The organism is Desertibacillus haloalkaliphilus, from assembly GCF_019039105.1.
GTDB lineage: Bacteria > Bacillota > Bacilli > Bacillales > KJ1-10-99 > Desertibacillus > Desertibacillus haloalkaliphilus.
In genome coordinates, this window is the sequence record NZ_JAHPIV010000009.1 from 160,229 (window position 1) to 184,402 (window position 24,174).

20 protein-coding genes are annotated in these 24,174 nt (G+C 40.6%); 17 read left to right on the top strand and 3 right to left on the bottom strand.

The features are described 5' to 3' along the window. Nucleotides 1–35: 35 nt before the first annotated feature. Nucleotides 36–1,070 carry a toxic anion resistance protein gene (locus KH400_RS11945; protein WP_217224872.1) on the bottom strand — a complete coding sequence of 345 codons (1,035 nt, stop codon included), beginning with the start codon at nt 1,068–1,070 and terminating at the stop codon, nt 36–38. 226 nt (nt 1,071–1,296) lie between these two features. Here KH400_RS11945 and KH400_RS11950 point away from each other — a divergent pair, with 226 nt between their 5' ends. From KH400_RS11950 to KH400_RS11980, 7 genes are all read left to right on the top strand, one after another. Next, the gene (locus KH400_RS11950) at nt 1,297–2,067 is read left to right on the top strand and encodes an NRDE family protein (RefSeq protein WP_217224873.1); all 771 of its coding nucleotides are present in this window, start codon (nt 1,297–1,299) and stop codon (nt 2,065–2,067) included. 23 nt (nt 2,068–2,090) lie between these two features. Beyond that, entirely contained in the window at nt 2,091–2,936 is an 846-nt protein-coding gene (locus KH400_RS11955) for an alpha/beta hydrolase family protein (protein WP_217224874.1), read from the top strand. Between the two features lie 9 nt (nt 2,937–2,945). Next, the gene (locus tag KH400_RS11960) at nt 2,946–3,422 is read left to right on the top strand and encodes a hypothetical protein (RefSeq protein WP_217224877.1); all 477 of its coding nucleotides are present in this window, start codon (nt 2,946–2,948) and stop codon (nt 3,420–3,422) included. Between the two features lie 19 nt (nt 3,423–3,441). Continuing rightward, on the top strand, nt 3,442–3,690 hold the full coding sequence (locus KH400_RS11965) for a DUF3886 domain-containing protein (protein WP_217224880.1): 249 nt from the start codon (nt 3,442–3,444) through the stop codon (nt 3,688–3,690). A 410-nt stretch (nt 3,691–4,100) separates the two neighbouring features. Continuing rightward, nucleotides 4,101–8,687 carry a glutamate synthase large subunit gene (gene gltB / locus KH400_RS11970; protein WP_217224882.1) on the top strand — a complete coding sequence of 1,529 codons (4,587 nt, stop codon included), beginning with the start codon at nt 4,101–4,103 and terminating at the stop codon, nt 8,685–8,687. Nucleotides 8,688–8,759: 72 nt separating this feature from the next. After that, entirely contained in the window at nt 8,760–10,247 is a 1,488-nt protein-coding gene (locus KH400_RS11975; RefSeq protein ID WP_217224884.1) for a glutamate synthase subunit beta, read from the top strand. 104 nt (nt 10,248–10,351) lie between these two features. Further along, nucleotides 10,352–10,987: a YpjP family protein gene (locus KH400_RS11980; protein ID WP_217224886.1), complete on the top strand. Its 636-nt coding sequence runs from the start codon at nt 10,352–10,354 to the stop codon at nt 10,985–10,987. Nucleotides 10,988–11,018: 31 nt separating this feature from the next. Here KH400_RS11980 and KH400_RS11985 read toward each other — a convergent pair whose 3' ends face one another. After that, entirely contained in the window at nt 11,019–12,062 is a 1,044-nt protein-coding gene (locus KH400_RS11985) for an FUSC family protein (protein ID WP_217224887.1), read from the bottom strand. A gap of 244 nt (nt 12,063–12,306) precedes the next feature. Here KH400_RS11985 and KH400_RS11990 point away from each other — a divergent pair, with 244 nt between their 5' ends. From KH400_RS11990 to recQ, 4 genes are all read left to right on the top strand, one after another. Further along, complete coding sequence (locus KH400_RS11990; protein WP_217224888.1) at nt 12,307–12,633, top strand: hypothetical protein; 327 nt, start codon at nt 12,307–12,309, stop codon at nt 12,631–12,633. Between the two features lie 18 nt (nt 12,634–12,651). After that, nucleotides 12,652–12,834: a hypothetical protein gene (locus KH400_RS11995; RefSeq protein WP_217224889.1), complete on the top strand. Its 183-nt coding sequence runs from the start codon at nt 12,652–12,654 to the stop codon at nt 12,832–12,834. 122 nt (nt 12,835–12,956) lie between these two features. Next, entirely contained in the window at nt 12,957–13,343 is a 387-nt protein-coding gene (gene kapB, locus KH400_RS12000) for a kinase-associated lipoprotein KapB (protein WP_312889146.1), read from the top strand. Nucleotides 13,344–13,527: 184 nt separating this feature from the next. Further along, the gene (gene recQ, locus KH400_RS12005) at nt 13,528–15,630 is read left to right on the top strand and encodes a DNA helicase RecQ (RefSeq protein ID WP_217224891.1); all 2,103 of its coding nucleotides are present in this window, start codon (nt 13,528–13,530) and stop codon (nt 15,628–15,630) included. 134 nt (nt 15,631–15,764) lie between these two features. On the opposite strand, the gene KH400_RS12010 is transcribed toward recQ, so the two are convergent. After that, the gene (locus KH400_RS12010) at nt 15,765–17,477 is read right to left on the bottom strand and encodes a PucR family transcriptional regulator (RefSeq protein ID WP_217224892.1); all 1,713 of its coding nucleotides are present in this window, start codon (nt 17,475–17,477) and stop codon (nt 15,765–15,767) included. 220 nt (nt 17,478–17,697) lie between these two features. On the opposite strand from KH400_RS12010, the gene KH400_RS12015 reads away from it, so the two are divergent. The 6 genes from KH400_RS12015 (at nt 17,698) to KH400_RS25305 (ending at nt 24,144) form a co-directional block, all read left to right on the top strand. After that, the gene (locus KH400_RS12015) at nt 17,698–18,900 is read left to right on the top strand and encodes a cystathionine gamma-synthase family protein (protein WP_217224894.1); all 1,203 of its coding nucleotides are present in this window, start codon (nt 17,698–17,700) and stop codon (nt 18,898–18,900) included. After that, the gene (locus KH400_RS12020) at nt 18,893–20,149 is read left to right on the top strand and encodes a M20 metallopeptidase family protein (protein WP_217224895.1); all 1,257 of its coding nucleotides are present in this window, start codon (nt 18,893–18,895) and stop codon (nt 20,147–20,149) included. Before KH400_RS12015 ends, KH400_RS12020 begins: the two co-directional genes overlap by 8 nt. A gap of 22 nt (nt 20,150–20,171) precedes the next feature. Then, on the top strand, nt 20,172–21,203 hold the full coding sequence (locus KH400_RS12025) for a homoserine dehydrogenase (RefSeq protein ID WP_217224898.1): 1,032 nt from the start codon (nt 20,172–20,174) through the stop codon (nt 21,201–21,203). Nucleotides 21,204–21,244: 41 nt separating this feature from the next. Then, on the top strand, nt 21,245–22,690 hold the full coding sequence (locus KH400_RS12030) for an aldehyde dehydrogenase family protein (protein ID WP_217224899.1): 1,446 nt from the start codon (nt 21,245–21,247) through the stop codon (nt 22,688–22,690). A 108-nt stretch (nt 22,691–22,798) separates the two neighbouring features. Beyond that, the gene (locus KH400_RS12035) at nt 22,799–24,022 is read left to right on the top strand and encodes a M24 family metallopeptidase (protein ID WP_217224900.1); all 1,224 of its coding nucleotides are present in this window, start codon (nt 22,799–22,801) and stop codon (nt 24,020–24,022) included. Continuing rightward, nucleotides 24,022–24,144 carry a hypothetical protein gene (locus KH400_RS25305; RefSeq protein WP_281418700.1) on the top strand — a complete coding sequence of 41 codons (123 nt, stop codon included), beginning with the start codon at nt 24,022–24,024 and terminating at the stop codon, nt 24,142–24,144. Before KH400_RS12035 ends, KH400_RS25305 begins: the two co-directional genes overlap by 1 nt. Nucleotides 24,145–24,174: the final 30 nt, after the last annotated feature.

The following is a 24,174-nucleotide window of genomic DNA, read 5'->3' on the forward strand; positions in this document are numbered from 1 at the left end:
TAAAAATCCCTTCCTTATAGAAGCGAGAATGAGCTTTAGCGTCCAATCAATTTTGTCTTCATTTGTTGATTCAATTGATCGAGCTCTGCGATGACTTTCTTACCATTTGAAACAATCCGTTCATTTGATTCTTCCGTTAATTGAATGGCATCAAAAACATCGTTGTAGGCCTTCTGAAATGATTCCAATGCGATTGCAGGTTCCTCAAGGGTTTTTAAAGTTTCTTCGGTATTAGATTTTAACATCTCTGCATTAGATAGAAGCATGGATTCCGTTGCTTGGTTGACGTTCTGCACAGCATTGATAACCTTCTTTTGATTACCTAACGCTAGCTGAATCGATGCTGTGACGGAAATGACATTCTTGGTCATAGTCATCGCGTTAAAAATAGCTTCATCAAGTTTGTCGTTATTTTCAATGATTAGGTCAACAGATGCGATCGATTGCTGTAGAACCATGATTGCTTGAGACATGTTTTTGATTCGAGAAACAACTTTTTGTTGGCCTTTTTGAAGGGGCACAGGATTGTCTTTCCACTTTTCACTGGTCATTTCAGCTTCTAACATTGATTGTAGTGATTTTCCGATCGCAATCTCTTCGTCTAAATCTTTAATTCGTTGAGAGGCAGTCTCTTTTAATTGTTGGAGCATGAGAGTGTCTTCTTGAAGTTTGTCACGTCCGCTCAGTAACCCTTCGATGACTCGTTCGACTTGGCTTTCGATCGTTTGATATTTTTTCGCATATTGTTCAATCGGATTTTTTCTTAAGAGTCGATTGAACATTTTTTTTAGTTGACCTTCTTTTAAATAATCAGGTTCTAGTTCCCCAACAATTTCTTTTAATTTATGGAGCTGCTCGGGTAATTGTTGATTTTGGTCGTTCAACATTTCATTTACAGGCCGTTTTAATGCTTCTAATGACTCGCCTGCATTTTTTTGTGCTTCTTCGCCTAAACCGCTTAACGAATCAATCAAGTTCGTTACATTTTCATCCTCTTGAAATTGCGCGATGATTTTTGCGGCTTTTTCATCTAATTGCTTGTCTTGTTGTACGTTTGTATGCTCAGTCATTTGACACACACTCCTCGATATCGATAAGGATTGCTCTTTCTATTATTGTAGCATATCAGCGCTTTAAATGTTTGATTTTAAGAGCATAGGTAAAGGACGGTAAGTGAACTAGATTATACCATTCATTGTTACCTTCGCATGTACGATGAAATTATTTGTAATTCAGTTTTCGTTCACATAAAATAAATATAAGGAAAAACAACCTGGAAAAATGAGTAGGGATAATATGTGTTTAATAAATTTTGCTTATCGGTATCATCCAAATTATTTACTTGTCATTGCGGCCAATCGTGATGAATTTTATCGTCGACCAACGGAACAGGCTACCTTTTGGTCCGATCATCCACATGTATTTGCAGGAAGAGACCTTGAAATGCAAGGAACTTGGATGGGGATGACAACGGCAGGAAGATTTGCCGCGATTACAAATTACAGAGAACTCAAAACGGTAGAGCAACCGATTTCTAGAGGTGCTCTTGTAAAAGATTTTTTATGTGGGGACGATTCTCCGCATGACTATTTACAAGCGATCCGTAAAGATAAGGACACTTATAATGGGTTTAACCTCCTCGTAGGTACCCAGTCTGACTTGCTGTATTACTCAAATCGGGAAGATGTGATTCGAACTCTTACACCGGGGGTTCATGGGCTTAGTAACCATCTGTTGAACACGCCATGGCCAAAAGTGACGAGGGGAAAACAATCATTAAAAGACTGTTTGGATCAAACAAATTCGAATTGTTCAATGGCATCTATTCTTGAAACGTTACAAGACGAGAAGAAAGCTGCAGATGAGTGTTTGCCTAAAACGGGTGTTAGCCTAGAGTTAGAGCGGTTATTATCATCTGTTTTTATTAAGAGTGAAGGGTATGGAACAAGGTCATCAACGGTGATCACCGTTGATTATAATGGCCATGTAGAATTTCATGAACGAACATATCGAAATGATGGGCTTGCAGGAATCAACGATGTTAGCGTTGAATTTACGATTCATTAGGAGTGGTGAGGGAGGAGAAGTTGATGAAGGAAGACTTTCAAATTGTAATGGAAGAAGATTTGATTATCCGTGGAACAGTCCATGCCAGTGACGAGCAATTGCATCGGGGAAAACAGCCAGTACTTGTCATCTGTCATGGTTTTAAAGGGTTTAAAGACTGGGGATTCTTTCCATATGCGGCGGAACAGTTTAGTGATCGCGGCTTTATAACGATAACGTTTAACTTTTCCTGTAATGGGGTAGGCGCTGATTTAGAAAGTTTTTCGGAGCTAGAGAAGTTTTCCAAGAATACGTACCAACGCGAATTAAGAGATTTAAAAGAAGTCATTAGCTTGATCAAAGCCAACCAAATCCCGTTTGCCGATTTTATTGACGAGTCTGAGATATTTTTACTTGGACACAGTAAGGGCGGTGCTACATCCCTTCTCTTTACAGCTCAACATGAATCAGATATCAATGGAGTAGTGACGTGGAACGGTATTTCCAATGTTGACTTGTTTAATGCCGAACTGCGTGAAGAGATAACGCGCGATGGAATTGGATATATCATCAATGCACGTACAAAAGCGAAGATGCCAATAAGTAAAGAAGCGATTGCCGATGTTGATGCAAATAAAGATAACTATGATTTAGTGAATATTGTCAGGTCACTATCAACCCCGCTTCATTTTATTCAAGGAGAAGAGGATGTTGAGCGAATTGTTGAAGGTGCAAAGACGCTTGGACGTTCATCTAGGAATGGGAAATTATCTTGGATTAAGCATGCCGGGCATACATTTAATGCTGTGCACCCGTTTTCAGGGGCAACGCCTGAACTAGATGAAGCGATTGAAAAAACATCAACATTCTTACGTTCTGTTCAAAGGTGATGTGAGACGATGGATCGAGAAGACCTAATATTACAAATTGAACAAAAGTGGATTTGCCAAAAGCGCCTAAGTTTGGGTGGATTAGACGATATTGAGTATCGATTTGGTCAGTTTGATGAGGGGCCAAGTTTCGGTGTTTCGTATGGGCTCATGTATCGACCAGCACCTTATTTTGTTATGGCGATTTGGAATGAAGATACGTACAAAGGATACCTTTATGAACAAGATGGGTTCATCCTCCATATCCCAACCCTTCATTTTATCGCTAAAGCGATTCAACGTCATTTATCGGATTTAACAAGCGAATATCAATTTGATTTGCTAAGCCATTTATCTGAAATGTTGTACGACCTTTTTTCTAAATATGATCAAGATTGTCCATGGCCAAACGATATACCATTCGGGATTAGACAGGACTCAGAACACGACATTCTTCTTAATGAACGAATGCTAGAACATATTTTTAGTGATTTGTATACACAATAAGATAAGGAAGGGAATAGAAGTGGCTAAAAAACGAACAAAACAACCGAAGAATCAGAACGGTGAAAATCATTTCGGTCTTGATGACCTTGTTGACTCAAATAGCTTGTCAAAACTAAAAGAGGCGGCTCACACGTTAAAACAGGAGGAAAAAAAGCAGCAGGAAGAAGCAGCGCAAATACGTATAAAAAAGCGCAAAGAACGTGAGAAAAATAAATCTTTTCAAGAGTTGCTCGATGAAAGTGACCTTGATTGGAAAAACTATAAGTAAATCGAGGATGCCCGAAGTGTTACGATTATCTAACAAGACTACGACTCATCATAGACTATTATTTAGAGAAGATTCCTATTAGGTGGATGACCTGTAGGAATCTTCTTTTTTACATAGGAGGAAGTAGTTGGGATGGGTTGTTTTATTAATATAACTCTATGAGTATATGTTTTTGGTGCGTTTTGCGTATAAAAATTAAATTAATTGAATAAAAATTTATGTTAATTTTTCTAACATGGATTTTGTCATATTATCTAAAACGGCATCAGAAAGCGTTTTCATTTAAAAAAATAACAAGAAATAAATTGCCGAAACTTCTGAAAAATGATAATATCTTGTATATTGGAGAATTCATACCTGGTGAGTTCAGATAAAAAAAACTATTTTGGAATTGAAAGGTGTTGGTGCGAATGCAACGAAATCATTTACCGCAAAAACAAGGATTATATGACCCTCAGTTTGAGCATGACAATTGTGGGATTGGTTTTCTCGCCAATGTAAAAGGACAACAATCCCATGAAATTGTCACTGACGCACTTCATATTCTTCGTAATCTCGAGCATAGAGGTGGGCAAGGGGATGAAGTAAATACAGGGGATGGTGCTGGGATTTTGATGCAAATTCCGCATACCTTTTTCAAACACCAATGTGAACAGTTAGCAATCAAACTACCAGATAAAGGCGAATACGGTGTTGGTATGTTGTTTCTCCCGCAGGAACAAGCACTTCGAAAAGAATGTGAAAAACAATTAGAGGAGATTATTACCGAAGAGGGGCAGGTGCTTTTAGGATGGCGAGATGTACCGGTGGATGATTCGATGCTCGGTCAAGCTGCGAAAGCATCGATGCCATTTGTACGTCAGTTGTTTATCGCTCGCGATCATCAGATTGAAGGTGACCAAACATTTGAACGAAAATTATATGTAATTCGTAAGCGAGCTGAAAAAGAGATAGGATCGAAACGAGCAAACGGTCATTCGTTTTATTTTACGAGTCTATCAAGTCGGACCATTGTTTATAAAGGGATGTTAACGACCGAGCAAGTGAATCAGTTTTACCTTGATCTAAATGATGCAACGTTTGAGACGGCGTTGGCACTGGTCCATTCGAGGTTCAGTACGAATACATTTCCAAGTTGGGAACGTGCGCACCCGAATCGCTATATGATTCATAATGGAGAAATTAATACATTAAAAGGGAATGTAAACTGGATGCATGCTAGAGAGTCCATGTTCGAATCGGATATTTTTGGTGAGGATTTACGTAAGGTACTGCCTGTTATTGATGAGAGTGGCAGTGATTCATCGATGTTTGATAATACACTAGAGTTCTTATCTTTATCGGGACGTTCGATGTCACATGCGGCAATGATGATGATTCCTGAGCCATGGCAAAATGATGAATCTATGAATAAGGAAAAAAGAGATTTCTACCAATTTCATAGCTGCTTAATGGAACCATGGGATGGGCCGACAGCAATTGTTTTTACGGATGGGAAGCAAATTGGTGCATGTCTGGATCGTAATGGGTTGCGGCCGGCGCGATATTATGTGACAACGGATGACCGCATTATTATGTCATCTGAGGTAGGTGTGATTGACATTGAGCCAGAAAAAGTCGCCTATAAAGAACGTTTACGTCCCGGACATATGTTGCTTGTAGATACAGAAGCAGGACGAATTGTTCCAGATGAAGAAATAAAAAATAAAATTGCAACAGAACAGCCATACGGTAAGTGGCTGGATGAACATTATTGTGAGCTTGAACATATTTTAGAAAGCTCGAACGTTTATGATACTGATGTTGAACAATTAGTCAGCCGTCAGATCGCCTTTGGGTATACGTATGAAGAATTAAATAAAGTGCTAAAACCAATGGTTACCGAAGGCGTAGATCCTGTCGGCTCAATGGGATACGACTCGCCATTAGCGGTATTATCGAAAAAACCTCAACTGCTATATAACTATTTTAAACAATTGTTTGCTCAAGTAACGAATCCACCGATTGATGCAATCAGAGAGGAAGTTGTCACAGCGGTAGGGACGACAATCGGAGGAGAAAGAAACCTTTTACATCCGGCACCAGAGAGCTGCAGAAAGATTCATTTGAAATATCCAATTATCACAAATGAGGAGATTGCCAAGCTAAGAGAAAATCGCTCTGGGCTTCGTTCTACGGTATTACCGATGTTGTTTTCAACCAAAGATGGTGAGGGAGCATTACAGACGGCTCTAGAAAACCTTTTCGCACGAGCTGACCAAGCGATTGAAAAGGGTGCTACCCTACTGATACTTACGGATCGTGGTCTTGATTATCAAACCGCAGCGATTCCGGCTTTATTAGCGGTATCTGGACTTCATCATCATTTAATTCGAAAAGGAACAAGAACGAAAGTGAGCCTGATTGTTGAATCTGGTGAACCGCGTGAAGTGCATCACTTATCTGTTCTATTAGGGTATGGGGCAGAAGCCATTAATCCATATTTAGTTTTCGATTCTCTAGATTCAATGATCAGACAAGGATTGTTAGAAAATGTTTCATACTATGAGGCGGTAACGAAATATGTCAGTGTTGCAACGAAAGGGATTATGAAGGTCCTATCGAAAATGGGGATCTCAACCATCCAAAGTTATCGTGGGGCGCAAATTTTCGAAGCCATTGGCATTGACTCGACTGTCATTGATAACTATTTCACATGGACGACGTCTCGAATTGGTGGAATCGGCTTATCTACGATTGCATCTGAGGTATTAGAACGTCACAAACGCGCTTATTCAGAGCAAGCAGCTGAACGTACGTTAGATGCTGGTGATGATTTGCAGTGGCGTAGAAGTGGTGATCCTCACCAGTATAATCCGCACACGATTCATATGTTACAACATGCATGTCGAAACAATGATTATCAGTTATTTAAAAAATACACTAAAGCCATTGATGAGCAAACGGAAGAGCAAACAACATTGCGTGGCTTACTAGCATTCAACAGGGAGCAAGAAGCGATTCCGCTAGATGATGTTGAGCCAGTTGAGGAAATTGTAAAACGCTTTAAAACTGGGGCGATGTCTTTCGGATCAATTAGTAAGGAAGCACATGAGTCATTAGCCATTGCCATGAATAGGGTTGGTGGTCGTAGTAACACAGGCGAAGGCGGAGAGGATCCTGATCGATTTACCCCTGACACAAGTGGAGATTCCAGACGCAGTGCAATTAAGCAAGTCGCGTCAGGACGATTTGGTGTTACGAGTCATTATTTAGTTAATGCTGATGAGATTCAAATCAAAGTTGCTCAAGGAGCGAAACCTGGTGAAGGTGGTCAATTACCTGGGAATAAAGTCTACCCATGGGTGGCTGAAGTCCGAGGGTCTACACCGGGTGTTGGTTTAATATCACCACCACCACACCATGATATTTATTCGATTGAGGATTTAGCAGAGTTAATTCATGACTTAAAGAATGCTAATCCAAAGGCAAGAATTAGTGTGAAATTGGTTGCTGGAACAGGCGTAGGTACAATTGCTGCTGGAGTGGCTAAAGGTCGCGCAGACCACATTGTCATCAGTGGATATGATGGAGGAACAGGTGCTGCAGCAAGAACGAGTATCAAGCATACAGGTCTTCCCTGGGAGATGGGGCTAGCTGAGACTCATCAGACCCTCGTGATGAATCGTCTACGAGACCGAATCGTTATCGAGACCGATGGGAAATTAATGACGGGGCGAGATGTAGTAATTGCTGCTCTTTTAGGAGCAGAGGAGTATGCCTTTTCAACGGCACCGCTCGTTGTTTTAGGCTGTGTGATTATGAGGGTATGTCATCTTGATACGTGCCCGGTTGGAATCGCAACGCAGAATCCTGAATTACGAAAAAAGTATATGGGTAAGCCTGAACATGTTGAGAACTTTATGTATTTTATTGCTGAAGAAATTCGCGAAGTTATGGCGAAGTTAGGGTTTAAAACAATCAATGAGATGATCGGTCGAACGGATCTGTTAGAAATGAATGAGAATGTTCAAAATCCTAAAGCCGAGCATATCGATCTTTCTAGTTTGTTATATCAACCGAATAAAGAACGCAAGTTTAATTATGCTCATAAAAAACAAGATCATATGCTCGATGAGTCTTTAGATCGAAAAGTATTGCTTGACCTGTGCGAACCAGCGTTAAAACAAAAAAAGCCTGTTGAATCACGTCAACCGATTTCAAATATCCACCGTGTCGTAGGGACAATTGTTGGAAGTGAAGTGACAAAACGGTACGGTGCAGACGGACTACCTGAAGACACGATTAATCTGAATTTTTTAGGCTCCGCTGGTCAAAGCTTTGGTGCATTTGTTCCTCATGGAATGACACTTACCCTTGAAGGCGATGCGAACGATTATATTGGAAAAGGCTTATCTGGTGGGAAGATCATTGTCCATTCTCCCAAGAAATCAACATTTAGTGCAGACGAGAACATCATTATCGGCAACACGACTTTCTATGGGGCGACATCTGGAGAAGCTTATATTAATGGTGCTGCTGGAGAACGTTTCTGTGTTCGAAACAGTGGGGCGGATGTTGTTGTTGAAGGCGTCGGTGATCATGGTTGTGAATACATGACAGGTGGACGTGTTGTAAACCTTGGCACAACCGGTAAGAACTTTGCTGCAGGTATGAGCGGCGGTGTTGCGTATGTCCTTGATCAAGATGAAACATTTGCTGAGAAGTGCAATACAGAACTTGTTCAATTAGAATCGTTGCAAGACGCTAAGGAAATAAATGATATGAAATCGATGATTGAAAGACATGTTCGTTATACAAACAGTAGTCTTGGACGTCGTGTGTTACATTCATGGGAGTCCTTTGCTTCCAAATTTGTTCGCGTCATCCCAAAAGATTATAAAAGAATGTTAGATGCAATTGAACGTGTCAAACAAGATGGATTATCAAATGAAGAGGCGGTCATGGTAGCTTTTTCTGAAAATAAAAATGACAAAACTCGAGTAAGTGGAAAATAAATGTCAGGTTGATTACATGGTTTGAATGTCAATATGAATAGACATAGTAGAGTCAAAGTTTGGAGTGAGAGTATGGGGAAACCAACAGGATTTATTGAAATTAAACGTGAAAATCCGTCAAAGCGGAATCCGTTAGAAAGGGTAAAGAATTGGCAAGAATTCCAACTTGTAATGCCGGAAAATAATTTACAAGAGCAAGCCTCTCGATGCATGGATTGTGGTGTTCCATTTTGTCAAACAGGAACGGCGATCGATGGCTCTGGGGAAATCGGTTGTCCAGTCCATAATTTAATTCCTGAATGGAATGACCTTGTCTATCAAGGGAAATGGAAGGAGGCACTAGCTCGACTTCATAAAACAAATAATTTTCCGGAATTTACGGGGCGTGTCTGTCCGGCTCCGTGTGAAGGTTCATGTACAGTTGCGATTAGTGATGATGCAGTCTCAATCAAAAACATTGAAAAGCAGATTGTTGAAAAAGGGTTCAAGGAAGGCTGGATTGTACCAGAACCACCGAAAACGAGAACAGGGAAAAAAGTTGCAGTCATTGGCTCTGGACCAGCAGGATTGGCCGCAGCTGCACAACTCAATAAAGCGGGTCATTGGGTGACTGTATTTGAACGGGATGATCGAATCGGCGGGTTGTTGACCTATGGAATTCCAGATGTAAAACTATCTTATCATGTTGTGAAACGGCGTGTCGATCTACTAGAAGCAGAAGGTGTTACCTTTAAGACGAATACTGAAGTTGGAAAGGGCTATCAAACAGCAGAACTACGTTCCGAATTTGACGCTGTCATATTATGTACTGGAGCCATTGTTCCACGAGATGTTCCTGTTGAAGGTAGAGAACTAGAAGGCATCCACTTTGCGATGGACTTCTTACGTCAAAACACGAAGAGTCTGCTTGATTCAAACTTACAGGATGGTCAATACATCTCAGCGGCTGGAAAAGATGTGATCGTTATCGGCGGTGGTGATACTGGAGTCGATTGTATTACGACTTCAGTACGGCATAGTTGTAGTAGCATCACGCAATTTGATATAAACGTTGAAAAGCCCAACACACGAAGCGTCGAAAATCCATGGCCACTATTTCCTGTTGTTCATGAAGTTGAAGATGGACATCAAGAGGCAGAAGCAGTCTTTGGGAAAGATCCTCGTACGTATCAAGTGATGACAACAAAGTTTGTTGGGGACGAGAACGGTCATATCAAAGAGCTTCATACGATAGAGGTAGAAACGATCATTGATGAAAACGGAAATAAAACTCGTAAAGAGGTTCCTGGCACTGAAAAAGTATGGCCAGCAGATCTCGTTTTACTAGCGATTGGCTTCATAGGACCGGAGCAGGATTTGGTTCGAGAATTAGAGGTAGGTACGAACCACCACTCGACGATTAAAGCTGATTATGGAAACTATCAAACGAGTGTTGAAGGTGTCTTTGCAGCGGGCGATAATCGTCGTGGCCAGAGTTTAGTTGTTTGGGCGATCCATGAAGGAAGAGAGGCAGCCAGAGAATGTGATCGATTCTTAATGGGATCAACTCAGTTGCCATAGATTAAATGAATGTTTCATAGATTTGTTACGCATTTGTAATGGTGTTTTACTAGACTTCATGAGAAAATAATAGATATGATTTGATTGTGAAGGAGAACATACAAATGCCATTATTCTTGAGAAAAATCATTGTCATCCTTGTCGCAGTATTTACACTCGGGACATTTGTACCAAACGATTATCTAAAAGCTGAAGAATCTGATCAGAATTCAGAAAGCTCCTCAAATTCAGTGTCGAACGCTGAAAGTAGGGCGTCTGATACAGAAAAGGCAGATTCCGAAAAATATGTTCAAAGTGAAACCCCATTTTGGGCAGACGAAGACCCTGAGCAACTATCGGAACAATGGAAAGCGTATTTACGTGAGCAAGCGCAGGTTCAAGCACAGAAGAAATTTGGCCCTGTGATTCAAGAGCGAGTCGGTGAAGAGTATGAGGAAAAAATAACTCCCAAAATAGAAAAAGTGATTGAGATGATTAGTAATGACGTAGACCCTGAGGCTCTGGTTTATGTGCAGGTAAGCGAGGATCCTGCCAGTGGACTTGGTGAAAAGATTTTCCACCTTTATGATGAACGTAGCGGGGAAGATTTGGTTCGTTTTCATGTGCGACGTGACCAACCGCCAAAACAAGGGTATTGGTTTAACTTTCACTATCACTTGCAAGAGGATAACTTTGAACAACACCATGATTTAGGGAAGATCTATTGGGATAAAAACACACCCCCAAAATGGATGTCATAAGAAAATGACCATTAAGTCAAAGACTTAATGGTCATTTTCTTATGTTGGATGAATGGCTCATCAGTAATTCGAGCTCTTCTAGTGTATCATGTAAAGATAACAGTTCATAAAAAACAATCGTCTTAGGTGAAAAGTGATGACGGTATTTTTCAGGGTTTTTTTCAACGAGACGATGTTTTTTTAGGCGAGTATCAAGTTCTTCAATTGCACAGTAATGCTCTTCATCAATTTCGTGGTATGGGTCTTGAAGAATCTTCTTCATGGTTGTCATAATCGATATGAGTAAAGTCTTCTCTTCTGGAGTTAAGCGCACATTCTGGTCAATATATTGGAGGTTGCCAAGATGTAAGATAATCCTCTGCAACATCGTTAGGCGCTTTTCATTAAGAGAGTAAAGACGGAACTCTTTGATTTTACCTCGATGGAACTTCCATTCTTCACGTTGGAATGTAGAAAGTCGTACGGCCTTTTCCCCTTCTTTACGTAAGAGTAAGTAGCTATCCATCGGTTTTGGCGTTACACGGCCTTCGATCTTAAAAATGGTCTCCATCGTCTCTACGAGCACATGGGCACTTAAGTGAAAGAGCTTGTCTAACTTTGCCGCCAACAGCGGTGTGAACTTTGGTGGTAAGACAACTAAATTAACGAGTGTTGAGACGACAAGGCCGATAAATGTAGTCCCTAAACGCGCTAGAAAGGTCATTAAAAAATGGCCATCTATGTCAGGAATCATCGCTACAGCTGTGAGAGTTGCCACTAGGGTACCTTCTGTGAGCTTTAATTTATGGCAAATAAAAATGGTTAACGTCGCAGCGATCGCGTAAGTAAAAGCGGTTTCACCATAGATGGAGACAAAACCGACTGAAATGGCTGCCCCGATGGCTGAAGCAGGTAAGCGAACAAACCCCTTGCGAATCGAATCTGATGCTGTAGGTTCTAACGTGACGATGGCTGTTATTACTGCAAAAATGGCAGGGAGTCCTAGTGATGTGCAAATCCAAGCTGTAATCAAAACGGCAAGCCCTGTTTTAATGACACGTTCCCCGCCGATTTTATATTTTTTTTGGGATTTCATGCTTATCACCTATGCTTTTCATTTGTTAGCAGTTATGATCTTGCAATATAGTACTTTCCATTATACATCAAAAATGACGGTGGGAGTTAAATGTTGGAAAGAATCATTGATTTTTGCTACTTATCCGCTTATGTAACGGTAATAAATTCACATGGTTTTGTTTTCATGAAATGGCTACATCCTGTATACTAAAAGACCTATATAATAGATAATAGAAACATGTACACGGTATGAGGAGTAAACTATGAAACAATGGATACTAGTTATAATGGCATCTTGTCTGCTGTTGAGTGTTTGGGGCTTGATCATCTTTCAATTGTTCACAAATGATCCAATAAGTCGTACAGGGGACAATCTGTCAGACCTCCAACGGGACTTACAGCAAAAGTCAAAGCAAGGATTAATAGAGGATTGGAACTCTGGCTTCGTTGAACATAAACAGACTGAACAGGTGGTAGATCCGAGTCGAATCAACGATTTAAGGGATGTCGACTTTGGAGACGTTGATAGCAGAGACGGTATACCAATTGATACGATTTTATCGCGTCTCGGACTGAATGAAGAAGATTAATTTTAAAAGGAGTTAGCTATGGGAAATGAAGTAACAATTATAATTACTGGATTATTATTTTTTATTATTGCTGGCGTATTTGGGTGCTTAGGCATTTATCATATCATCGTAAAGAGCAATAAGAAAAAAGCGAGCATATTTTTCGGTATTGGTTTTCTCATTATTATTCTATATCTGATTGGCACATTTATTTATTTGTGATTGACCTCGTTTTCTCTAGAATTCGCGTCGTTTTCGTGCTTGAAAACACGAATGACCAAGTGATACTGTAGTACAATAAGAAGTCAAGGAATATATGAATGGAAGAAGGAGTGCTGAAGACAGTGAATAATAACTTACATGAATCGATCGTTAGAGTCAGTTATAAAACAGGCGTGTATGTGGCTGACATCATTGAACAATCAGAAGATCGTCAAAAAACATTGGTCAAGGTACGGGCAGTGTTAAAGCATCCTGAGCAAGGGGATCTACATCACCCGAAGCAAGCAGACGTACCATTTTTCCACCAAAGAAAAGCACTAGCAGAGTTTGAGAAAACGTGGGTACCATCTTCAACAGTTAAGCCTTATGAAGGAGAAATGCTACCGTATCAACAGTCTTTACGTGAAGCTCTTGACCAACAGGTGCAAAATCTCAATGAGCGAAACGATAGTTGGGCAGAACGTTCGTTAGAACAACTTTCAGAGTTAAAAAAAGATTACTTATTATAAAACAGCTTGGATCACTCCTTAATGAACGGAACGGTCAGCTCCATATTTAAGTCTCGAAGCAATTGCCAATAGTTAACTAGTTTTGTCCCGCCCCCTATCATTAAAAATATTAGTTCTAGTTTAGAGGAAAAGGCATTGCAGAAAAACAGTAAATCGTAATGTGATAAGAAAGGGAAGTATAGCTATGGAGAAAGCACGGCAAGTTTTAAAAACGCACTTTGGTTATCCTGCGTTTCGCCAGGGCCAGGAAGAGGTGATTGCTAGTATAAACGCTGGGGTTGATACGTTAGCGATTATGCCAACAGGTGGTGGGAAATCAATTTGTTATCAAATCCCAGCATTGCTCGCAGACGGCGTTACATTAGTGATATCGCCGCTCATTTCTCTTATGAAAGATCAGGTAGATGCATTAACGAATCACGGTATCGCTGCGACATATATTAATAGTTCGCTACAGGAAGAAGAGGTACGTGATCGAATCGAACAGGCAAAAATGGGGAGCTATAAGCTCCTTTATATAGCTCCGGAACGGCTTGAATCTGAACGATTTATGCGCTTATTACAAACACTTCCAATCCCGATCATCGCGATTGATGAGGCCCATTGCATCTCGCAATGGGGGCATGATTTTCGACCAAGTTATCGTCATATTTCAGCTTTACTTACAAGATTGCCGTCGCGGCCAGTCATTACAGCGTTTACTGCAACCGCAACGAATGAAGTGGCTGCCGATATTGCAAATTTATTGAACATGACGGAAGCCAATCAATTTAAAGCAGGTTTTGCACGTGAAAACCTTTCATTACACGTATTGCGTGGCGAAAATAAAATGAAGTTTTTACTGGATTACCTCCAAAAGAATGAAAACGATGGTGGGATTATTTATGCTGCAACTCGAAAGGAGGTCGATCAGGTTTATCAGCTTCTCAAAGATAAAGGTTATTCGGTTGGCAGGTACCATGCCGGACTAAGTGCGGATGAACGCCAGCGGAGCCAAGAGCGTTTTATTTATGAAGAAGATCAAGTCATTGTTGCTAGTAATGCTTTTGGAATGGGGATTGATAAATCAAATGTCCGCTATGTCATTCACTATAATATGCCGAAAAATATTGAAGCTTATTATCAGGAAGTTGGCCGTGCTGGCCGTGATGGGGAGCCGAGTGAATGCCTTTTACTGTTTGGTCCTAAAGACATCCAAACACAAAAGTTCTTGATTGAGCAATCACAACTTGAGGAAAGCCGTAAACAAAAAGAATATGAAAAGTTACAGGCAATGATTGACTACTGTTACAAAACCGAATGCTTGCAAAGTCATATCCTTGACTATTTTGGTGAATCATCGGATAAGGGTTGTGGAAACTGTAGTAATTGCAAGGATAATCGTGAACGTGTCGACATCACGATTGATGCCCAAAAAATTTTTTCTTGTATCGTTCGGGTGAAAGAGCGTTTTGGAATTTCAATGATAGCCCAAGTGTTAAAGGGTTCAAAAAACAAAAAAGTTCTTCAGTTTCAACTTGATCAATTACCGACGTATGGACTTTTAAAAAACTATACAGAAAAAGAGATCAGCCAGCTCATCCACGTGTTAGTTGCCGAAAATTATTTAATGCTAACTCAAGGACAATTTCCAGTTGTGAAACTATTGCCCCGAGCGATAGCTGTCTTAAAACACGGTGAAAAAGTGTTACAGAAGGTGCAACCTCAATCAACACGATCAGCAACAGAAGTTGACCGACCGTTATTTAATGCCTTGCGTAAGCTCCGTAAAGAATTAGCCCAACAAGAAAACATTCCTCCTTATATTATTTTTGCAGATAGTACCTTAAATGAAATGAGTGTCAAGCGTCCGACAGATGAATCGAGTATGTTGAATGTTAAAGGAGTCGGAGAGGCGAAATTCAAGAAATATGGTGTTCATTTCTTACAATTGTTGCAGCAGTTTACCGATCACACTACAGACGAAGTGGATGTTCAACAAAAGAAAGAACGTGCGAGTCATTTGATCTCCTTTGATTTATTTATAAATGGAAGGACGGTTGAAGCGATTGCTGACGAACGAAACATTGCTGTTACTACAGTGAAAGAACACTTACTAAAAAGTGCGCTAGAAGGAGAGAAAGTTGATTTGGACGCACTTATAGAAACGAAATATGAGGCTCAAATTCTAGAAAAAGTAGCTGAGCTCGGAGCGGAACGGTTGAAACCGCTAAAAGAAGCCTTACCAGATGAGATTGATTATTTTACGATCAAAGCTGTTTTATATAAGCGTGAGAGTGTGCAATAGTAAAGATTTGAATTCTATTGATGTAAGGGGTGCCCTAAAAGATGACTGTTCTTCTTTTAGGCACCCCTTACGCCAATTGTAAATCCTAACGATTGAAATATAACTTCTAGAATTAGAAAAGAGAGGTCTTTAATTTATGGCGCCTGTTTCGGTTCGTTAATGCCAAGGGTCCATAGCTTGATGCTTAAATCGACTAAAAATACATCATCAGGGTTATCTAATGAGCAACCAGTTAAGGATTCAATTTTTCGTAAACGGTAAAGTAGTGATTGCCTGTGCAAGTTTAGCTTCCGTGCGGTTTGACTCACATTTCCTCGATTTTGATTATAGCTTACAAACGTATGAATTAAGTCAATTCCCCGATCTTTTGAATATTCGACTAACGAACCGATCGTAGAATCGGTAATTTGCTGAAGTTCTTCATTTCCAAGCAGACTCATTAACGCACGATCAACTCTTGTGTCCGCATACGTACTCTGATGTCCTGGTCCTTTTTGACGTCGACCAATGTTTAATGCCATCTGTGCTTCATTGAAGCTCTCGTGAAAGTGTTTAAAACCGTATTGTTTACCGATTCCCCACGAAAGAATTAAATCTGGAAATAAGCGATGGAGGCGAGTGTTGAGTAATTCTAGAAAGGTAAATGAAGATTCATTACTTTTTCCTGGTGTAACTTCTAAGAAGATCACGAGTTCTTCACGTTGAAACGTGGACATTGTCTGAAGATTAACTGTACGACCTGTATGAAAAACCTCCTCCTCAAAGCACCGAATCATTCCTTGGAGCCAATGTTCATGGGAAGAAGTAGCACTAGCCTGGCTTTTTTGATGGATGTCTTCTAGATTTTCAGGATAGCCAATAATACAAATATATGGGATATTGATTTGATAACCTAATGATTTTGCCCGTGAAAGGGCAGTTTCCCATGAGGTGATTTTTCCTTTTGCTAAGCTCCAAACAAAATCATCACGGAGTCGTAATTCAGTTTCCCGGACAGCATTTTCATGTAAGAAGCAGAGCGCTACTGTTGTTGCGGCGTGTTCTAAAATATATATGAACGGTTGCAGGGCGCCCTCGTTGTCCTGGTATTTTTCGTCTGTTTCAATCAGCAGGTACCCTTGCACTTCACTTGCAGATTGGATTGTTAACTGTAGAATTGATTGCTGTTCTTCGCCAACATCGAGCCATTGTATATGTGGATGGGAGAGATAATTACTTTGTTCAATTGAGGTTTGAGAGATGGTTTCTAGTTCATTTGAAATGTAGTGATTCCAGCGTTGTTCAAGAGGGGATGCATTTGGACTTTTTCCTTTTACAATACCTCGTTTATCAGTAATGATCACAGGAAGCTTGATTTTATCATAGACAGTGGTGGCAATATCAGTTAATCCCGCTCCTTGTAAGATCAACTGCAACAGTTTCTTTCTCATCGTCTCAGAGTCCTCAACAACCTTATCCTCGTGGCGGTTTAAGGTTTGCAATATGGAATGAATAATATCTGCAAAACGAACTTCCCATGGGATCTCAATAATCGGAAATTGATGTTCTTCGGCGTACGTAAGTATATTTTGGGGTATTTCCTTTATATAGCGGCCTTTAGCAATCACAAGCGCTGCAGCTTTTGCTTCAATGATTTCCTGAATAAATTTAAGGAAGAGTTCTTCGTCTTGGCCACAGCCAATCCCGGTACTTAATACAAATTCATTTTTTCTTACAAAATTCTCTACAGGGGTTTCAATGACCGATACCCATTCAACCTGACATTGATCTAATTGATCTCGCGCTGTTTTCACGTTTGTATCTTGTAAGATCTTTAGTTTACTAATCTCTTTTACCGTAACCTGCACTTGCTCTTCACCCCCTAAGCAATCCTTGTCATTATACGTATGACATTTACCTACATTCTATGTGTACCGTTCCTTTTCCTGTCTGTATATCTAGTAAGATTGAATAGTTTTTATTTGAAAACTTCATACACATTGGCCAATGGATTATTTTGTGGAAAATAGTAGGATGTAAGTAAGCAATAACATAGCAACATTATATTTAACCAAGGGAGTGATATGGATGAGAAGAAATGAGAAGCGAACGCAAATGGGGACTCGATCTGTATGGTCTGGTGAAAAAGAATACCTGGTTCATGGAGCTACACAAGTCCCAGTCGTTCATAGTGTATCTTTTGGTTACAATGATATCGATGAATGGTTCGAAGTAGCTACAGGTAAGCGCGAGGGCCATATCTACGGTAGAAATACAAATCCAACGGTTCAAGCGTTTGAAGATAAAGTAAAAGATTTAGAGGGGGCAAAAGCAGCGACTAGTTTTTCAACTGGGATGGCTGCTATTAGTAACTCACTTGCAACCATTTTAGTACCTGGTGATCGCATTGTATCAATTAAAGATACGTACGGTGGTACCAATAAGATCTTTTCTGAATTTCTGCCACGGCAAAATATTGATGTGACGTTATGTGAAACTGGGAATCACGAGGCATTAGAAGCAGAGGTGAAAAAAGGTTGTGACATCCTTTACCTAGAGACACCAACGAACCCGACGGTGAAAATCACTGACCTTAAGCGAATGGTGAAAGTGGCACATGAGGCTGGAGCTCTTGTTTTTGTCGATAATACATTTGCAACACCAATCTTACAGAACCCACTTGAATATGGTGCTGATTTAGTCATTCATAGTGCAACAAAATTTCTCGGTGGTCATGCAGATGCACTCGGTGGGGTGGTCTGCAGTAATGACGAAGAGTTAGTCGAGAAAATTTATCATTATCGTGAAATCAATGGTGCTAGTCTTGATCCGATGGCCGCTTATTTATTGTTAAGAGGGATGAAAACACTTCAGTTGCGTATTAAACAACAATGTGAAACGGCTGGGAAAATAGCACGCTTCTTACAGAATCATGACAAAGTTGATGCGGTCTATTACCCAGGACTTGAAACACATCCCAATCACAAGATTGCAAAAGAACAAATGAGTGATTTTGGAGGCATGCTCAGCTTTGCTGTTAAAGGAGAGTTAGATGGCGTACGTGAGTTTTTACCGCGATTAAAATATGCAAATAAGGCTGCGAACCTTGGAGCTGTTGAAACGACGGTAGGACCTGCACGTACAACGAGTCATATTGAAAATACACCGGAGGAGCGTGCAGCTCTAGGTATTCCTGAAGGCTTGGTACGTTACTCGGCTGGGATTGAGGATGTGGACGATTTAATTGCAGATTTAGAGCAAGCGTTAAGTTACGTGAAAAGTGATGAGTGACAGTGAAGGGATTGCAAGGTGGTGGGAATCTGTGCAGTTTAGTGATCATCCAATGGTGGAAAAAGCATTTGCCATGAAGCAACAACTCATTCAATACCGACGCCATTTTCATCGATATCCTGAACTTAGTTTTCAGGAGTTTGAAACAGCTGAGCAAATCGAGAAACACTTGCGGATGTTGCCCGGGATGAAAGTTAAATCAGGAAAGCAAGATACTGGGTTAGCTACAGGTGTGATCGGTGAAGTCGGCTGTGAGAAGGAGGGGCCAACGATTGCGATTCGTGCTGATATTGATGCCCTTCCGATTCTTGAAGAAAATGAGCATGAGTATAAATCGTTACATGAAGGCATTATGCATGCTTGTGGTCATGATGCTCATACGGCCATTGGCCTAGGTGTTGCCGAACTTTTAGCTGCTGAATGGAAACAAAGAAAGATAAAAGGAAAGGTAAGATTTATTTTTCAACCTGCAGAAGAGAATGAGGATGAAAATGGCCTAACGGGATCCCCGTATATGATTAAAGCTGGTGTCTTAGATGATGTAGATGCAGCGATGGCACTCCATATGGATCCTGAACTCCCACTTGGTGAGGTCAAGTTACATGAGGGCTATAGCATGGCTAATGTAGATACGTTTGAAGCGGTTATACGTGGAACGGGTGGTCATGCTGCTTATCCTCATTTAGGTACGGATCCCGTTTGGATGCTAAGTGTTGTCTTACCAGCGCTGTACGGGATCAGGTCTCGCAAAGTTTCTCCTTTGGATGCTGCCGTTTTAAGTATTGGAGAGATTCGCGCAGGCTCCTCTTACAATGTTATCCCAAGCGAAGTATCAATCAAAGGGACGATGCGAAGCTACGATGACCATGTTCGTGAGCAGTTAGTCCAACAATTGGATCAGGCACTTGCGGTTGTCAAAACAATTGGTGGGAGCTATCAACTCGATGTCCGTTACGGAGAACCTGCCCTAGATAACGATCCGCAAGTGACAGCTAGGCTTGAAGAAACGATTCAAGCGTTGTTTCCCACATTTCTTATTCACCGCTGTCCATTTGGTTTAGGTGGCGAAGATTTTGGTCATATGGCAAAACAGGTGCCGAGTTCGATGTTCTTTATCGGAGCTGGCATCCCTGAACGAGAAGAAAGTGGTTTGCATATGCCAAAGTTTGATATTGATGAATGTGTATTGCCTATCGGTGCAGCGATTCTTGCACATACGGCTTTGACTTACTTCAGAGGGAACTCTTGAAGCATGAGGGAGGATGATGTTGTTGACGCATAAGATCGCATTAATCGGCTATGGTGGCGTTGGGCAAGGGCTTGTTGAAATTCTCCGTTCTAAGAATGATTTGTTAAAAGAACAACTCGGGCATCATTTCTCAATTGTATCGATTTCTGACCTGAAAAAGGGCAGTATTCACCATCCAAATGGCATTGATCTAGATTTACTTGAGGGAACTATGGAAAAAACAGGATCGTTACTAGATTACCCAGACCAACCAGGTCTTATTAAAGGCTGGGACAGTCTAACGACCATTGAAAATAGTAACGCAGATACGGTTATAGAAATTACGTATACAGATGTTCATACTGGTCAACCAGCGATAGATCATTGCAAAGCAGCATTTAAAAACGGAAAAAATGTGGTGATGAGTAACAAAGGGCCGGTTGCCCTTGCTTATCAAGAATTAGCATCACTAGCAAAAGAAAATAATGTACGCTTTCATTTTGAAGGGACGGTCATGAGTGGAACTCCGGCGATTCGTATGCCACTCGTTTCTCTTGCAGGAAATGAAATTACTGAGATTCGAGGGATATTAAACGGAACGACCAATTATATTTTAACCAAAATGGAAGAAGGAATGTCTTACGATAAAGCTTTACTTGAAGCGCAAAGACTTGGGTATGCAGAAGCCGATCCGAAAAGTGATGTCGATGGATATGATGTAATGTATAAGGTTGTCATATTAGCAAATGTTGTTATGGGTGTTCCTTTAAAAAAAGAAGATGTCTATTGTCGCGGCATACGTGAATTGACAACTGAAGATATCGAGCAAGCAAGGAGAGAACAGAGGAAGTGGAAGCTCATCGGCAAGATTAAGAAGGAAGATCATCGTGTCATTGCTTCGGTCGGACCAGAAAAAGTAGCAAATACAGATCCACTCGCAGGTGTAAGTGGGGCGATGAATGCTATTACGTATGATTGTGACCTTTCGGGCCCAATTACATTGACCGGTGCTGGAGCTGGTATAATTGAAACAGGGTATTCGCTTCTCATAGACCTTATCAATCTCGAACGATAACACCGACTGCTTGAAAAACGAACAGAAAGGTGGAGGTGTCTATGAAAATGCAAATGGTTGGGCAAAAAATGCTAATCGGTGGTGAATGGATCGGCCGCGAAAATAAAATCGAAGTACGTAACCCGCAAGATAACCGTTTAATTGATACGGTTCCAGCTGCTAGTAAAGAAGATATGTTGTATACGATTGAATCTGCTAGGCAAGGAGCGGAAATTTCGGCAAATCTAGCAACTCATGAACGAATGCGGATTTTAAATAAAGCAGCTTCACTTATTCTTGATCGAAGTGAATCCTTTGCCCGAACGATCGCGCTCGAAGGTAGCAAAACGATCCGTGAAGCGAGAAAAGAAGTGAAGCGCTGTGCTGAAACGTTAAAACTGAGTGCAGAGGAAGCAAGGCGTATCCACGGTGAAACGATTCCATTTGACCAAACCGCTGGTAATGAACAACGTGTTGGTTATTATTATCGATTTCCGGTCGGTGTCGTTGCTGCGATCACTCCATTTAATGACCCTTTAAATTTAGTGGCTCATAAAGTTGGCCCTGCCATTGCATCAGGTAATGCGATTATTGTAAAGCCAGCAACACTCACGCCGCTAAGTGCAATTGAGTTAGCGAAAGTTTTTGTAGAAGCAGGACTTCCTAAGAAGGTGTTATCGGTGATTACTGGTAAAGGGAGTGAAATCGGCGATACATTAATTGAAAGTAAGGATGTACGGATGATTTCCTTTACTGGAGGGCTTGAAACGGGTGAGGATATTGCGAAAAAAGCTGGTATCAAAAAGATTGCGATGGAGCTAGGATCCAATTCACCGACGATCATATTAAATGATGCTAACCTTGAGCAAGCAGTTGATGCAACGGTGTCTGGAGCGTTCTCTGCAGCGGGGCAAAATTGCATCGGTGTTCAACGAGTCTATATTGAAGAAGGTATTTACGATCATTTTATTGGCCAATTTGTTGAACGAACAAAACAATACAAAGTGGGCGATAAATTATCAGAAAATACAGATGTCGGTCCGATGATTGCAGAAAAAGAGGCGATTCGAGTCGAGCAATGGGTAGAAGAGGCTGTTCGTTATGGGGCAAACATAGTAGCCGGTGGCAAACGAGATGGTGCTTTTTATGAGCCCACGGTACTAACAAATGTGCCTGAAGAGTGCAGACTTGCAAGGGAAGAAATCTTTGGTCCTGTAGTTCTTCTCTATCCTGTTAGAAGCCTTAATGAAGCGATTGAAAGATCTAATCAAGTCAATTATGGATTGCAAGCAGGTATTTTTACAACGGCCATTGATCAGGCATTTGCAGCGATTCAACAATTAGGAGTTGGCGGTATTATGATTAATGACAGTAGTGATTTTCGGATTGATGCGATGCCATTTGGAGGAATTAAAGGATCTGGTCTTGGGCGTGAAGGGGTAAAATACTCGATTGAAGAAATGACAGAGCCGAAAGTCGTTTGTTTTAAACTAAACTCGTCTCAGTGATATCTTTAAAACTCCCAATTTTTCAAAACTGTAAAAAATAGAAAGAGACCAAGCTCACATCCCTAGTAACTCGAATAACTTAATAGTAAGAGCGTATGAAAGGGGTGGATGATAGTGTTTACAATCCTGGAATATATGAATCGATTAGCGAAAACAAAGCAAAAAATGCTCGAACAGGGAATTGAAGTTTTACTCATATCAAACCCATCGAATATGTATTATCTGACAGGGTATAATGCATGGTCATTTTATGTACACCAAATGATGGTCGTGATGGTTGATGAGGACCAACCGATTTGGATTGGTAGAGAAATGGATGCGAGTAGTGTGAAGGTCAGTACGTGGATTGATGATCATCACATTATTCCTTACCCAGATGAGTATGTGCAATCAACAATTAAACACCCAATGGATTTTGTCGCAAATATATTACAGGAGATTGGTCAAGCAACAAGAAAAATTGGGTTGGAAATGGATGCTCATTATTTTACTGGTTTATGTTATGAACGACTGCAACAAGGACTTCCGAACGCAACATTTAAAAATGCTTCAACACTTGTTAATTGGGTGAGGTTGATTAAATCGGACGAAGAAATCGTTTTTATGAGGCGTGCGGCTAACATTGTAGAAAAGGCCATGAGTAAAGCGTATGAAACCGTCGATGTAGGTGTTAGAGAATGTGATGTTGCCGCAAATATTTACCATGCGCAAATTAGTGGTTTAGACAATTTTGGAGGGGACTATACGTCGATCGTCCCGATGATTCCAACAGGGAAAAATACGTCTTGTCCACATTTAACATGGACCGATAAACGATACAAAAATGGAGATAATTTAACGATTGAAATTGCTGGATGTTATAAACGTTATCATACCCCAATGGCTCGCACGATGGTGTTAGGCACACCCTCGCAGCAAGTTTCTGATCTCTCCGAAGTTGTCTTAGAAGGAATAAATGAAACCTTAGCAGCTATTAAACCAGGAATGATGGCTGAGGAAGTTGAGGCCGTTTGGCGAAAGACGATTGCGAAAAGAGGGTACTATAAGGACTCAAGGTTAGGGTACTCCATTGGATTAAGTTTTCCACCTGATTGGGGAGAGCATACCGTAAGTTTTCGAAAAGGTGATCGTACAGTTCTCGAACCAAACATGACGTTCCACCTCATGCCGGGAATTTGGTATGAAGATTATGGAGTTGAAATTACCGAGTCCATTCGTATTACCGAAAATGGCTGCGAATTATTAACAAATTTCCCGCGTGAATTGTATAAAAAAAATCCAACAACAGACTTGTATATCGAAGGAAATTGCTTAATAAAAGAAGATTTTTAATGAAAAATAAAGTGGAAGAGGGTAAGCCGTCAGCGGTTTATCCTTTTTTAATGGTACGTAAAAAAGTGGGGGGGGGGAGACGTTCACTTTGGGTCAACAGTGGAGTGTTAGAGAAAAAGTGAATTTCCTATGAACTTTTTAGTGATTCATGA